A 14,396-nucleotide genomic window follows, 5' to 3' on the forward strand; every position below is an offset into this window, starting at 1 on the left:
TAACTTTATAGATCAATAATAATTAGTCAAAAAAGGGCCATTAATCATGCAAGATCGGCCAATATGTACAAAATACCCGGCTTAGCCTGTGATGAGTGCCGTTTAGTCTCGCGTCCGGGAGAGTCGGTTACCTGTTCTAATGGCTTGCGTTTGCAGCCAGGTCATAGACTGGATGATCTGGTTGATGCCGATCTGTTCATTGTGCAGGGTATTTCAACGAGCAAATACAAGAAAGCCGACCAGCAGCGGGTGGTAAACTGATGACGTCTTGCCAGGCAGATGCCGCCAATATCGTATTTGATAAAAGCACTGATGGAAGTATTACCCTCACCAGCAGCGGTAGCTGGACAGTTAATGCGTTGGATAATGTGGCTGCTGTTCTTGAGCAGGCCGTTAAAAAATACAGCCATGACATTATCTGCTGGGAGTTGTCAGCAGTTGAGCGCTATGACTCGGCTGGCATGGCACTTTTTATTCATTATTATGATCAGTTAATAACGCAGCAGTGCGCCATAGAGCTTATAGGTGCGACTCAGCAACACCAGGACATGTACCGGTTATTGCGTCGTTATATACAGGAAGATAAAACACCTGCACCCGCCTTGTCTTTTCGGCTATTACAACCCTTACATAATATTGGTAAAGCCAGCGTAGCTTTTGTACAGGACATAATGGCTTTTCTGGCGTTTGTTGGTGAAAGCTTTATCAGTTTTTTGTATGCGGTCAGGCATCCGGGTTCCATTCGTGGTGGCGCCATTGTTAAGCATATCGAAGAGGCGGGTGTGCGAGCCTTGCCCATTGTAGCGCTCACCAGCTTTTTAATTGGGGTGGTGATCGCTTATCAGGGGGCCGTTCAGTTAGAAAAATTTGGTGCCAACATATTTATCGTCGATATGATTGGCTTATCCATTACACGTGAATTAGCGCCGTTGATTACGGCGATTGTCGTCGCGGGTCGAACCGGATCTTCCTATACCGCCCAGCTTGGCGTGATGAAGATAACTGATGAAATTGATGCGATGCGCACGATGGGGTTTGAGCCGCATCGCTTTCTGGTGCTTCCGCGCATTTTTGCGTTAATGATTACCTTGCCTTTGCTGATATTCTTTGCCGATCTTATCGGTATTCTTGCCGGGATGTTTATCTCCCATCTACACCTCAATCTTTCCTATACTGAGTTTTTTAACCGTTTACAAACGGTGCTGGAAGTAAAACATGTGTGGATTGGTATTTTGAAAGGGCCTTTTTTTGCGTGGTTGATTGCTGCAGTAGGGTGTTTTCGAGGGTTTCAGGTTTCTAAAAATACGGACAGTATTGGTCGCTATACGACGATGAGTGTGGTGAATGCTATTTTTCTTGTGATCGCCTGTGACGCGCTATTTTCAGTGATTTTTACGGAGTTAGGCATTTGAACAGCAGCGTTATCAGCGTATCCGAACTGGTCACCATGTTTGGCCAAAGCGTGATTCACGACGGTGTTAATCTGAGTGTACGGCGGGGAGAGATTTATGGGCTGCTCGGTGGTAGTGGGTCGGGGAAGTCGACGTTGCTCAAAGAGATGATCATGTTGCTGAGGCCTGCTTCCGGCGAAATCAGGGTATTAGATAAAGATTTGTCGACGCTTAGTGTCGATGAAGCGGCCCAGTTGAGGCGTAGGTGGGGCGTTTTGTTTCAGGGCGGTGCGCTTTATTCATCGTTAACAGTAGAAGAAAATATTGGCATAGGATTAAAAGAATACACTGACCTTCCGGTGACATTGATTCGGGAAATTGTGCAGATAAAAATTGAAATGGTTGGGTTACCTGCGACAGCCGCACGTCTGTATCCCGCTGAACTGAGTGGCGGTATGATTAAACGAGTCGCGTTAGCACGTGCGCTATCGATGGATCCTGAGTTGTTATTTTTGGATGAGCCAACATCAGGGCTCGATCCCGTTGGCGCAGAAGAGTTTGATAAATTGATTCTTGAGTTGCGGGATATTTTGGGTCTGACTATTGTGATGGTAACGCATGACCTTGATTCAATTTGGACAGTGGTCGATCGTTTAGCGGTGTTGGGTGAAAAGAAAGTGGTGGCCGAAGGCTCATTGACGGATGTGCTGGCTAATCAACATCCGATTGTTGGGCAGTTTTTCAAAGGTGCTCGTGGTCGGATACGGAGTCAACATGGAAAGTAGGATCAATTACACACTGGTGGGGTTGTTTGTTGTGCTTTTGTTTGCCGGATTAATCATATTTGCTTTTTGGTTAGGTAAATATGGCGGTCAGCAGCAAGCGGATTACTATCATGTTTATATGAAAGAATCAGTGGCCGGCTTGAGTACTGATTCGTCGGTTAAATACCGGGGTGTTGATGTGGGGGTGGTTGAGACAATAGGGCTGAACCCGGACAATTCAGAACAGGTCTTTTTGTTGCTAAGAGTTGACCAGAATACGCCGGTGAAGGTTGATACTGTCGCTACCCTTAAATCATTCGGGTTAACGGGGTTAGTCTATGTAGAGTTGGAGGGCGGCAGTAAAGATGCTCCATTGCTGACAGCCTCTGGTAATAGCAGCATTGCAGAAATCCCGGCACGTACTTCCACGTTTGAGCGCTTTTCCGAGTCGTTAACGCAGTTAACTGACAAAACCGTACTGGCTTTAGATAAGTTTGATCGCTTGTTAAGTGATGAAAACCTTAATCATGTCAACAGTATCCTTATTGAAACGAAGGCGCTGGCTGAAGAATTTAATGCCCAGTTGCGCGGCCTTACGGGTCTGATTGATGGCGGAAAGCGCATGGGGCAAAGTGCTTCTCAGGCATTTGATCAGATCAAGCTAGTATCCGCCCGCGTTAAAAAAATGGCCGAAGGGGTAGAGAAGAGTTCTGCTCAGTTAAGTTCTAGTATCCGCGTGGATGTACATAAGAGCTTAGAGTCTTTCAATCAGGTGTTATACGAATTGAACATTCTTGCGGGTGATTTGCAAAGAACAACGGAGGTGATCGAAGCGAGCCCTGCTGATCTTTTATTCAAACGCTCTACCCCAAAACCAGGGCCTGGAGAGCAGGGCTATAATGAAAAATAGTCGCGTTTTGATCTATCTATCCTTGGTGTTTCTGTTGTCGGGGTGTGCTCTTAAGCCTCTTCCTGCAGTCGATATCTATACGGTCGCGCCAAAAACGCCTGATCAAATAGATAACGAAACTCAAACAGCAAGGCAGCCACAACGTTCTATTACTCTCAAACTTGCCCCGATGCAGGGCGTAAGATCTTTTAGTGCAACTGATATTACTTATAGCGACGGGCGACATGGTCGAAATAAGTATGCTTATAGTCGCTGGAGTGATGCACCGGTAAGATTAATGCAAACCTATATTCAGGTTGTCTTGGAACAAAGTAAGCAGTTTCTGGCGGTTGTGCCGTCTACATCAGTTTCGGACAGTGATTATTTACTGGAAAGCGTGATGTTAGATTTCAGTCATCACTTTAAAGAAGCAAATGACTCGCAAAAAGGGGCAGAGCAAAGTGGTTTACAAGAAAGTAATTCACAACAGGGTGTATCAGAAGGCGTGATAAGGATGCATTTTTATCTGATCAACTCCCGCACTAAAAAAATGATAGCCGGGAGGGAGTTTATAACGATTGTGCCGGCATTGAGTAATGACGCGGCCGGTGCGGCGATAGCGCTTAATGAAGGGGCGAGTAACATTGTCCGCGACCTTGCTTTATGGGTAGCTGAGCAGCGCTTGCGGTAATTGGAAAAGGTAAAAAAACTCATATGTCGTTATTTGGTAACATAAATGTATTTTTTGCTTTTTATCGACTAGAGTGAGGTCAATACTATAAATAAAACAGATGTATAGTTGCTGCGAGAGAAAAATGGAACTTTGCGCTTCAGAGAAAAATCAGGGGTGGTTATGCTAAACGCGAGTCGTTTTTCAATATTACTGATTACAGATGCTGTTGAAGATCTCAGGTCATTATCTAATCTGATAAAACGTCATTTTGCGCGGTTTTATATCGCAAAAAATGAAGAGGAAGCGCTGTCCATTATTGTTGATAAAAAAATCGATGTTCTCCTGATGGGCCTCAAAAATTTACGGGAAAATGAAGTATGTTTTCTGCACTTACTCAGTTCAAAAAAAAATGTTGATAAAATCCTCTCTCGACGGATTTTGCTTTGCAGTCGCGAGGAGCTGAAAGACGCTTTTTCAATCTGCAACAAGGATGTGTTTGATGATTATTTTATTGTCCGCCCTTTGTATGATCCTTATCATATTTTACTGCGTTTACGATTTCTGCGTCGCGTAAAAAACAACCGTGATTCAAGAGATATAAATGCCTTCAATTTAGATGATCTTTGTAACTATTTTGATCAGGTGATGAATTGCCAGGATGTGCTTGATGAAGTCAATCAGGATAGTTATGAAAAGCTATTAACGATTGTTTCATTTTCTATGGAGAAAATGAAACAGAATATCCTCAAAAACAGCACCCTGCCCAAGGAACAGCAGAAGCAGATCAGTTCTATCATTGACCATCATGCAGAAAGTGAACTCATCAAAGAGGTGAGCGCGCATCAGAAAAGCACCCAGCAGCAGCTTCAAGCTGCAGTAAAAGGTGTTGCTGATATTGCTCAATTGAAAAAAGAAAGATTGGAGCACCCTAAGGCTGCTGCATTTCCCGATAGTAATATTTTGCTGATCGAAAACGATGCGTTAATGCGTGACAATATTAAGGAGAGCCTTGACTCGGCAGGCTATAGCGCTCAGGTTTCGAGCAATGCGACACATGCCATTCAGTTAATGCGAACCTGGAAACCGGACATTGTTATGATCGATGTAAAGTTGCCGGATATGAGCCCGCTTTATGTGATTAATACAATAAAAAATGACTCGCAAATGCGTCATACACGGATTTTGCTGCTGGCAAAAGAGGGGGATAAAGAAAACACGCAGGAAGCGATGAAGTTAGGTGTTCATGGAGTGATGCATAAGCCTGTTGATCGGGATATGTTGATTCATAAAGTTAATGATAATCTTAACCTACTGAAGGCCTCAGGTTAGTATTGTCCAAGGCAAATTCGTTAATGCATCTTTGCTTTTAGGATTAAGATTGCTGACGTCTTTGATTCCCCTTCTGTTTTTATCTATTTCTAAGATTGAATACCCATCGTGGTAATGGTAAATCTGTACCTATTTAATAAATATGCCAAATTAAGGGAAGGTTTGAGAATGCGTGATTTACAGAAATTCTATATTGATGGCCAATGGGTGGATCCTAAGGGTCATGACTCGTTAGCCGTTATTAATCCTGCAACGGAGGAAGCTATCGCAACTATTCGGTTGGGTAATAGTGATGATGTTGAGTTAGCGGTGGCGGCTGCACGTAAAGCATTCCCTGGCTTTAGCCAAACCAGCCGTGATGATCGTATCGCCCTGCTGGAAAGAATTATTAGCGCCTATAAAAAGCATAGTGATGCACTCGCTGACGCGATTACCAATGAGATGGGCGCGCCTGAGATGTTAGCAAAAAACGCCCAGGTGGCAGCTGGTTTGGGTCATTTCTATGTGGCTTTGAAATTATTGAAAAATTATTCTTTTGAAGAGGTCATGGGTACCACAAAGGTAGTTAAAGAGCCGATAGGTGTCTGTGCCTTGATTACGCCCTGGAATTGGCCGCTTAATCAGATCGCCTGTAAAGTCGCGCCGGCCATTGCTGCAGGCTGCACTATGGTATTGAAACCGAGTGAGGTCGCTCCGCTTTCCGCACATATCTTTGCTGATATCATGCACGAAGCGGGAGTACCGGCGGGCGTATTCAACCTGATAGACGGTGATGGCGTGGGTGTAGGATCGGCGTTGACACATCATAAAGATGTGGACATGGTTTCATTCACCGGCTCAACACGCGCAGGCACCTTAGTATCGCAAGCGGCAGCCTTAACCGTTAAGCGCGTGGCACTGGAGTTGGGTGGGAAATCAGCAAATATTATTCTTGATGACGCCGATTTTGAAAAAGCGGTCAGTCGTGGTGTTAAAGGCGTGATGAATAACAGCGGTCAGTCGTGTAACGCTCTGACGCGCATGTTGGTCCCCGCTAATAAGTTAGAGGAAGTGATTGAGATTGCGCGCCGCACAGCGGCCTCTGTTATTGCTGGTGATCCGATGGAAGCGACGACGGTAATCGGGCCGGTGGTGAGTCAGGCTCAGTGGAACAAAATTCAGGGCTTAATTGCTCAAGGGATCGATGAAGGGGCGGAGCTGGTGTGTGGCGGGCTCGGTAAACCATCAGGATTAGTCAAAGGTTACTTTGTAAAACCGACTGTTTTTGCTCGTGTGACAAATGACATGAGTATTGCACGTGAAGAAGTTTTCGGTCCGGTTCTGAGTATTCTCTCTTATCAGAATGAAGATGAAGCGGTCGCTATTGCCAACGATTCGCCGTATGGGTTGTCGGGTGGTGTATGGTCTGCTGATCTGGATCGTGCCCGCTCTGTCGCCGCGCGTTTACGTACGGGCATGGTTCATCTGAACGGGGCTGTACTCGATGCGAATGCGCCTTTTGGAGGTTATAAACAGTCTGGTATTGGCCGGGAGTGGGGCGCTTATGGGTTGGAAGAGTTTCTCGAAACGAAAGCGTTATTTGGTTATGATGAGGTCTGAAAAATAACCGGATCACACGATGTCGTCACCTCTGAAGCGCTACCAGCATCAACTTGAGCAGCGCGGCTTCGTGTCTGATTCAAAACAACTTGAGGCGATTGAGCAGCTGGAGCAACTGTATTGGCAGCTACAAAAACCCCGGTCCTTTTTAGAGCGTAGAAAAGCGCCCGTCAAAGGGCTTTATCTATGGGGTGATGTAGGGCGTGGTAAGACTTTTCTGATGGATCTGTTTTACGAAAGCTTACCCGATGGGCGTAAACTTCGTTTGCACTTTCATCGCTTTATGGCGCGAATACATCGTGACCTGAATGCAGAGTCCGGCCACGCTGATCCGTTACGACGAATCGCAAAACAGTTAGCGAAAGAGTGTAAGGTGCTCTGTTTTGATGAGTTTTTTGTCTCTGATATCGGTGATGCAATGATATTGGGGCGCTTCTTTAAGGCACTGTTTGAGAACGGACTTACGCTGGTGGCAACGTCAAATATCCCTATCGACCGCTTGTATTGGGATGGTTTACAGCGGCAGCGCTTTGAACCGGCCATTCAATTACTGTCGCAACACACCCAAGAGATTCATCTCAATGGCGAAGAGGATCACCGGCTTCGCCATTTGCAGCACCAGCAAACCTATTTCTTATCCTCTGAAGCTCAATTTGAAACCTTGTTTCAACAGTTAGCTGGGCCGTCATGCGATAATAAGTTTCGCTCAGAAAAGACGCTGTTGGTATGCCTAAGACCGATAGAGGTGATGGGATCAGGCGCGAGTGTTGTCTGGTTTAGTTTTGATGCCTTGTGTAATGGCCCTCGCTCACAGTTAGATTACATTGAATTGGCGAGTCGTTTTCGCTGCATTATGCTCAGCGATATTCCCATGCTGGGAGGCGAGTGTCGCGGCTGGATTAAAGCGCGCGGTACCGAAGACGGCAGTTTTGGCGTAACCGATACCGGCGAGCGAAAGCTCTCTTATGCCCGCCAGGATGACCCGGCAAGACGTTTTATCAGCTTAGTCGATGAGCTTTATGATCGGCGCGTAAGCTTGTATCTATCAGCCGATGTGCCGCTGGAGTATCTGTATAGCGGTGGGTCACTTAGTTTTGAGTTTAAACGTACCTATAGTCGTTTGGTTGAAATGCAATCTATGGAGTACCTCTCGAATTCAGCTCCTAGTTCAGATCCAAGTTCATCTAAAAGCTCTGGTGTAAGTCCAGCGCCAAGCCCAGCGCTCAGCTCAGCCCATCAAAAAGCCTGAATCAATAATATTTATTGGCCGGCATACCTCTGTATTGGGCACCATGCCTCTGTTTTTTGCTTGATGACTATCAAGTACATCTCTCGTTGTCGTTGCTAGGCTAGCATCTCTGAAAACTGTTGGAGGTGCTATCGTGGAGTTGGTTTGTCCTGCGGGAAGTTATCCTGCTTTAAAAGCGGCTGTTGATAATGGTGCCAGTGCTGTCTATTTTGGTTTTAAAGATGCCACCAATGCACGCCATTTTGCAGGCCTTAATTTTGACCGTCGCAAGGCAGAGAAGGGGATAGATTATGCCCGCAGTCATGCAGTCAAAGTGCTGTGTGCTGTTAATACCTATCCACAGCCTTCTGGCTGGAAAGCGTGGCAGACTGCGGTGGATATGGCCGCTGATATGGGGGTCGATGCCTTAATTGCTGCCGATATGGGGGTGTTGGGCTACGCTTCCGATACGCATTCTGATCTTAATCTGCATCTCTCCGTTCAAGGCTCAGCGACGAATTATGAAGCACTGGCTTATTACCATCAGCAGTTTGGTATTAAGCGTGCTGTCCTGCCGCGTGTGTTGTCATTGGCACAAGTTGCGCACTTAGCGCAGCACAGTCCGGTTGAGCTGGAAGTCTTTGCCTTTGGAAGCCTTTGTATCATGGTAGAAGGTCGTTGCTATCTTTCCTCGTATATTACCGATGAATCGCCGAATACCTGTGGCGCGTGCTCACCGGCAAAAGCGGTCCGTTGGCAGGAGACTGCCTCAGGTCTCGAGTCCCGCTTAAATGATGTGTTAATTGATCGCTACAAAGCAGATGAAAAAGCAGGTTATCCGACCTTGTGTAAGGGGCGCTTTGAGGTGGAAGGTGCGATTTATCACGCGATGGAAGAGCCTACCAGCCTGAATACCTTGAACTTAATTCCTGAGTTAAAGCGCATGGGTATTAAGGCGTTAAAAATTGAGGGGCGACAGCGAAGCCCTGCCTATGTAGCCAAGGTGGTGCGCATCTGGCGGGAAGCACTTGATACGGCAGCACGTAATCCAGATCATTTTTATATAAATCCAGAATGGAATAGCGGCCTGCTGGAACTCTCTGAAGGTTCAACAACCACTATTGGTGCTTACCACCGTAGTTGGCAGTAACAGGGGATGGCATGATGAATCAGGTAGATAAGACAATGAAGCTATCATTGGGACCCATTTTATACTTCTGGCCGAAACAGGACGTTTATAATTTTTATGCTGAAGTAGCAGAGCTACCCTTGGATACTATTTATCTGGGTGAAACAGTATGCTCTAAACGACGTGAGTTAAAGCTATCTGACTGGCTGGGGTTGGCCCAGGAGTTGTCACAATGCGGCAAAAAAGTGGTGCTCTCTACGTTGGCGTTGCTTGAGGCGGAATCTGAACTGAAAATGTTACGACGCATCTGCCAGAATGGTGACCTGATGGCCGAGGCCAATGATATCGCCGCGGTACAATTGTTAAGCCAGCAGGATATTCCTTTCGTTACAGGCCCTTCGATTAACGTTTATAACCTGGCTGTTTTGAAACAGCTGTATAGCAGTGGAATGCGCCGTTGGGTGATGCCGGTGGAGTTAGGCGCGCAGACCCTTGACGATCTGCTGCAGCAAGCGGCCGCTGATGGTGGTTTGCCCGAGCTTGAAACAGAGGTGTTTGCATACGGTTGCTTGCCGCTGGCTTATGCTGCCCGCTGTTTTACCGCACGATTTAAGAATCTACCCAAAGATAACTGCAATTTTTGTTGTATAGAATATCCTGATGGCATTGCGATGAAATCACAGGAAGAGGATAGCCTGTTTATCATCAATGGTATTCAGACATTATCGGGCGAGCACTATAATCTCGAAAATGAGCTACAACGGATGCGCCGGATAGGTGTTAATCTGGTGCGCCTGAGTCCGCAGCGAGAAAGAATGGCGGAAGTGATACAGCGTTTTACTGATCGCTTAGATGAATCTTCATCAGCGATGATTCCTCTGTTAAATCAATCTCAGTGTAATGGTTATTGGTATGGTCAGCCTGGAATGAAATGGCTGGATTAGGCTTCTTAATCGGCTCTTTTGCCGGGTATATTAGCCAGCTGACTTGCATCAGGGTCCTGCATCAGAATGTTGCTTCAGGGTCTGGATCAGAGTCCTGGATAACAGTGCTGGCTAAAAATATTAGTTAAGAATATTGGCTAATACTGAAGAGAATAAGCTGAGAAATTGGCTTAGCTGATTCTCTTGTATCACTAGTTTACAACCCGCTGTGCCAGTTGAATGCTGCGTTGGAACAGCGCAGGCATCTCACTCCAGTCAACACCGTCCATTAGGTTTTTGATCGCCAGACTTAGTTCAGTATTACCCTCGATAACTAATCGTCGCTGGAAAAACAACGTGTCAGGGTCAACTTCCTGAGAGGCCATCTGCAAGAAGTCTGTGCTATCACCTCTAATCCAGGCGTCAGGTTGTTGAGCAGGAAGTACGATCAGTTTTTCATTCTGGCAGGTAAAGGCAACCTGAATACTTAAGTCCCGTACCTCTAAACCCAGCTCCTGTCCTTCCAGAAAATAGAACTCATCATCCTGAAGCTGCTCTCTAAACAGGTAGTTCAGAAGCTGCTCTGCTGCTTTTTTTCTGATGGGAAAAGGAAGTTTGGGTTCTGTAAAGCAAATGATTTTTGCAATATTGGGTGTGGGTAGTGATTTTAGCAGCCGAAATGGCGCAAAGTCAGGCAGGGTGAAAGCGGTCATGAGGGGCTCCTTAATCGATGCCTGATAGTAGAGCAAAGCTCTCTTTTCCCCTTTGATATCTATCAAGTGACTGTGTCAGCTTGCCATCTGTTTCATCGGGCTAATAGCGCTGATGCCATTAAACTATTGCCAATGCTAAGGTCGGGATTTTGCCGCAGGGAGCGATCATCGTGACTATCGACTTCTTGTGTACACATGAGATAACGAACGAGCACACTCCGTGAGAGCTATCCAATTGTTTCTTTTAGACATTCACAAACAGCAAACAAATAAAAAAGATGTATAAATAGCTGTTGACAGTGAAAGATAGGGGTATATAATGACTGCAGCTTGAAAGTACGTCCTATATTTATGCATGCCAATTTGATGTTAGATTTTTAAATTTACGTCCTGTTTTCATAAGTAATAGCAACACTTCCAGCATAACCCGCCTTATTTTAAGGCTTCAATTACTCTTGATTTAACAGGAAATTAATATGTCTAATACAACTACTGGTACTGTAAAATGGTTCAACGAATCTAAAGGTTTTGGCTTTATCGAGCAAGAATCTGGTCCAGACGTTTTCGCTCATTTCAGCGCTATTTCTACTTCAGGCTTCAAAACTCTAGCTGAAGGCCAGAAAGTTCAGTTCACAGTTACTCAGGGTCAGAAAGGTCCTCAGGCTGAGAACATCGTTCCTCTATAAGTAGAGCAGCGAATAGCCAGTCCTTTATGGATTAGGTTATAACTGAGTCCCTCCAAAGGGATGAAAAAGGGTGAAATCTAACGGTTTCGCCCTTTTTTAATGTGCCAGCAAAAATATCACACAATATTGTCTGCTGTCAGATTAACCCGTTTCAATCGATTTATGGCATAATATGCGCCATTTTTTCGTCTGCGTTTCGTTTCGTTGGTTTTTACGGCGAAGCCGCTCTTATTAGTTTTTTAATTCGGAATAGAACATTGCTTACAACCGCGAACATCACCATTCAATTTGGCGCCAAGCCGCTTTTCGAAAATATCTCTGTAAAATTTGGCGAAGGTAACCGTTATGGTTTAATCGGTGCCAATGGTTGCGGTAAATCTACCTTTATGAAGATTCTGGGTAATGACCTTGAGCCTTCTTCCGGGACAGTATCAAAAGAGCCTGGCGAACGTATTGGTAAATTGGCGCAGGATCAGTTTGCATACGAAGAGTTCAGTGTTATTGATGCTGTGATTATGGGTCATAAAGAGCTCTGGGACATTAAGTCCGAGCGCGATGCTATCTATGCTAATCCGGATATGAGCGAAGAAGATGGCATGCGTGCCGGCGAACTTGAAGCTGAATTTGCAGAGATGGATGGTTATACCGCAGAGTCTCGCGCAGGCGAACTGTTGCTGGGGGTCGGTATTCCTATTGAGCAGCATTATGGCCTGATGAGTGAAGTCGCACCGGGTTGGAAGTTGCGTGTATTGCTCGCTCAGGTTCTGTTTTCTGAACCGGATATTATGTTGTTGGATGAGCCCACCAACAACTTGGATATTAATACTATCCGCTGGTTAGAAAGCGTATTGAACGAACGTAATTGCACCATGATTATTATCTCGCATGACCGTCACTTTCTGAATAGTGTGTGCACGCATATGGCCGATCTGGATTACGGAACCTTGCGTTTATATCCTGGTTCTTATGATGAATATATGACGGCGGCGACCCAGGCGCGTGAACGTTTGTTATCTGACAATGCGAAGAAAAAAGCACAAATTTCTGATCTGAAAGCCTTTGTCAGCCGCTTCTCTGCGAATGCTTCTAAATCTAAACAAGCGACTTCTCGTGCTAAGCAGATTGATAAAATTCAGTTGGAAGATGTAAAACCATCCAGCCGTCAAAATCCGTTTATCCGCTTCGAACAAAGTAAAAAATTGCACCGTCTGGCGCTGGAAGTGGAAGGGCTGAAAAAGCGTTTCGATAAGGAGCTTTTTTCAGGTCTTAATTTAATGGTTGAGGTGGGTGAGCGTGTTGCCATCATCGGGCCAAACGGCATCGGTAAAACCACACTGCTGAAATGTCTTGTTGGTGATACAGAACCTACCGCTGGCGAGATCAAGTGGTCCGAAAATTCAGATATAGGCTACTATGCCCAGGATCACGCATCTGATTTTAAAGAAGAAAAAACGCTTCTTGAGTGGATGGGTGACTGGGGTCAGGAAGGCGATGATGAGCAAGTGATTCGCGGCACCTTAGGACGTTTATTATTTTCTCAGAAAGAGATCGATAAGTCCGTTAAAGTCATATCCGGTGGTGAACAGGGCCGCATGCTGTTTGGTAAGCTGATGCTGACGCGTCCTAATATTATGCTAATGGATGAGCCAACTAACCATTTGGATATGGAGTCGATTGAGTCATTGAACCTGGCGCTTGAGAACTACCCGGGAACCTTGATTTTTGTGAGTCACGACCGTGAGTTTGTATCCTCATTGGCTACCCGTATTCTTGAATTAACACCGACAGGTATTGTTGATTTCCGTGGTACTTATGATGATTACCTGCGCAGTCAGGAAGTCTAATCTTTAGCGCTACACAAGCTGTATCTTGAACCCGCTTCGGCGGGTTTTATTTTGCCTGCTTTTTGCATTAGTAAATTAGTTCGTCAAATCTGAAGCTGACCTGCTGAGTCGGCTGAATCCACTCTCTTTGAATTCTGCGGTATAATATCAATCCACAATAAACCGAAAAGCAGGTAGTGTATGGCGACGTTAACGATACAAACTCCGGATGATTGGCATTTACATTTGCGTGATGGCGATATGCTGGCAGAAACAGTGGCGGCAACCGCGCGATGCTTTCATCGGGCGATTGTCATGCCTAATCTGGTGCCACCGGTTGTCAATGCTGATATGTTAATCGCCTATCGTCAGCGTATTCTTGATGCTCGTCCTGAAGGTAGTGATTTTGAACCGCTGATGACGCTGTTTCTGACTAATCAGACATCAGCTGAGGATATCATTGCCGCGAAAGCCGCCGGTGCTGTTGCGGCTAAAATGTACCCTGCAGGCGCTACAACTAATTCGGCGGCGGCTGTCAGTCAGCTGGAAGCCTTGTATCCTGTCTTTGAAGTGATGCAACAGCAGGGCATGTTGCTGTTGGTTCATGGTGAAGTGACGGATCAGCATATTGATATCTTTGATCGGGAAAAAGTATTTATTGATCAGAAGCTAGTGCCTATTGTGGAGCGCTTTCCTGATCTTAAAGTGGTGTTTGAGCACATTACTACTTCTGAAGCCGCCCAGTTTGTATCGCAGGCTTCTGATAATATAGCGGCCACTATTACCCCGCAACATCTGTTGTTGAATCGTAATGATCTGTTAGTGGGCGGTGTGCGTCCGCATAACTTCTGTTTGCCGGTATTAAAACGTAATACGCATCAGGCTGCATTGCGTGATGTCGTGAAATCAGGATCAGCTAAATTTTTCTTAGGAACAGACTCGGCGCCGCATGCCAAAGAAGCCAAAGAAAATGCCTGCGGATGTGCGGGTTGTTACAGTGCCTGGAGCGCATTAGAACTCTATGCTCATGTGTTTGAAGAATTAGGTGTGCTGGATAAGCTGGAGGGTTTTGCCAGCCATTATGGGGCTGACTTCTATGGTTTGCCACGCAATACGGGCAGTGTAACGCTGGTGCGTGAAGACTGGACTATTCCTGCTGAGATTATCTTGCCTAACGGAAAGCCGATAGTGCCTTTCTTTGCCGGTGAAACCGTACATTGGAAAGTTCAGGCGGGTATTTAATCGGTCT

At 45.7% G+C, this 14,396-nt stretch carries 14 protein-coding genes; 13 read left to right on the plus strand and 1 reads right to left on the minus strand.

The window, feature by feature from the left end; all coding sequences use genetic code 11:
- The first annotated feature begins 63 nt into the window (after positions 1 to 63).
- From BM099_RS06235 to BM099_RS06280, 10 genes are all read left to right on the plus strand, one after another.
- Positions 64 to 261, plus strand: a complete 198-nt coding sequence (locus tag BM099_RS06235; RefSeq protein ID WP_090725831.1) for a type 1 glutamine amidotransferase family protein — start codon at positions 64 to 66, stop codon at positions 259 to 261.
- Positions 261 to 1,412, plus strand: coding sequence for an ABC transporter permease (locus tag BM099_RS06240; RefSeq protein ID WP_090725833.1), 1,152 nt, complete (start codon positions 261 to 263; stop codon positions 1,410 to 1,412). The genes BM099_RS06235 and BM099_RS06240 overlap by 1 nt, the downstream gene beginning before the upstream one ends.
- The gene (locus BM099_RS06245; protein WP_198064134.1) at positions 1,409 to 2,176 is read left to right on the plus strand and encodes an ABC transporter ATP-binding protein; all 768 of its coding nucleotides are present in this window, start codon (positions 1,409 to 1,411) and stop codon (positions 2,174 to 2,176) included. Before BM099_RS06240 ends, BM099_RS06245 begins: the two co-directional genes overlap by 4 nt.
- Positions 2,166 to 3,065: an MlaD family protein gene (locus tag BM099_RS06250; RefSeq protein ID WP_177201098.1), complete on the plus strand. Its 900-nt coding sequence runs from the start codon at positions 2,166 to 2,168 to the stop codon at positions 3,063 to 3,065. Before BM099_RS06245 ends, BM099_RS06250 begins: the two co-directional genes overlap by 11 nt.
- A complete protein-coding gene (locus BM099_RS06255; RefSeq protein WP_090725837.1) occupies positions 3,055 to 3,735 on the plus strand; it encodes an ABC-type transport auxiliary lipoprotein family protein in 681 nt (226 codons plus the stop codon). Before BM099_RS06250 ends, BM099_RS06255 begins: the two co-directional genes overlap by 11 nt.
- Before the next feature lie 162 nt (positions 3,736 to 3,897).
- Complete coding sequence (locus tag BM099_RS06260; protein ID WP_090725839.1) at positions 3,898 to 5,046, plus strand: response regulator; 1,149 nt, start codon at positions 3,898 to 3,900, stop codon at positions 5,044 to 5,046.
- 168 nt (positions 5,047 to 5,214) lie between these two features.
- Positions 5,215 to 6,645 carry an aldehyde dehydrogenase family protein gene (locus tag BM099_RS06265; RefSeq protein ID WP_090725842.1) on the plus strand — a complete coding sequence of 477 codons (1,431 nt, stop codon included), beginning with the start codon at positions 5,215 to 5,217 and terminating at the stop codon, positions 6,643 to 6,645.
- A gap of 19 nt (positions 6,646 to 6,664) precedes the next feature.
- Positions 6,665 to 7,894: a cell division protein ZapE gene (zapE, locus tag BM099_RS06270; protein WP_090725844.1), complete on the plus strand. Its 1,230-nt coding sequence runs from the start codon at positions 6,665 to 6,667 to the stop codon at positions 7,892 to 7,894.
- Between the two features lie 133 nt (positions 7,895 to 8,027).
- Complete coding sequence (gene ubiU / locus BM099_RS06275; RefSeq protein ID WP_090725846.1) at positions 8,028 to 9,023, plus strand: ubiquinone anaerobic biosynthesis protein UbiU; 996 nt, start codon at positions 8,028 to 8,030, stop codon at positions 9,021 to 9,023.
- 11 nt (positions 9,024 to 9,034) lie between these two features.
- Positions 9,035 to 9,946: a U32 family peptidase gene (locus BM099_RS06280; protein ID WP_232348971.1), complete on the plus strand. Its 912-nt coding sequence runs from the start codon at positions 9,035 to 9,037 to the stop codon at positions 9,944 to 9,946.
- A gap of 191 nt (positions 9,947 to 10,137) precedes the next feature.
- Here BM099_RS06280 and ubiT read toward each other — a convergent pair whose 3' ends face one another.
- The gene (ubiT, locus tag BM099_RS06285; RefSeq protein ID WP_090725849.1) at positions 10,138 to 10,638 is read right to left on the minus strand and encodes a ubiquinone anaerobic biosynthesis accessory factor UbiT; all 501 of its coding nucleotides are present in this window, start codon (positions 10,636 to 10,638) and stop codon (positions 10,138 to 10,140) included.
- Positions 10,639 to 11,114: 476 nt separating this feature from the next.
- On the opposite strand from ubiT, the gene BM099_RS06290 reads away from it, so the two are divergent.
- The 3 genes from BM099_RS06290 to pyrC all read left to right on the plus strand — a co-directional run bounded on the left by BM099_RS06290 (position 11,115) and on the right by pyrC (position 14,389).
- The gene (locus tag BM099_RS06290; RefSeq protein ID WP_090725851.1) at positions 11,115 to 11,324 is read left to right on the plus strand and encodes a cold-shock protein; all 210 of its coding nucleotides are present in this window, start codon (positions 11,115 to 11,117) and stop codon (positions 11,322 to 11,324) included.
- Positions 11,325 to 11,581: 257 nt separating this feature from the next.
- Positions 11,582 to 13,168 carry an ABC-F family ATPase gene (locus BM099_RS06295; RefSeq protein ID WP_090726185.1) on the plus strand — a complete coding sequence of 529 codons (1,587 nt, stop codon included), beginning with the start codon at positions 11,582 to 11,584 and terminating at the stop codon, positions 13,166 to 13,168.
- Between the two features lie 180 nt (positions 13,169 to 13,348).
- On the plus strand, positions 13,349 to 14,389 hold the full coding sequence (gene pyrC, locus BM099_RS06300) for a dihydroorotase (protein WP_090725853.1): 1,041 nt from the start codon (positions 13,349 to 13,351) through the stop codon (positions 14,387 to 14,389).
- Positions 14,390 to 14,396 lie beyond the last annotated feature (7 nt).

It is taken from the genome of Neptunomonas qingdaonensis (assembly GCF_900113275.1).
Lineage (GTDB): Bacteria > Pseudomonadota > Gammaproteobacteria > Pseudomonadales > Balneatricaceae > Neptunomonas > Neptunomonas qingdaonensis.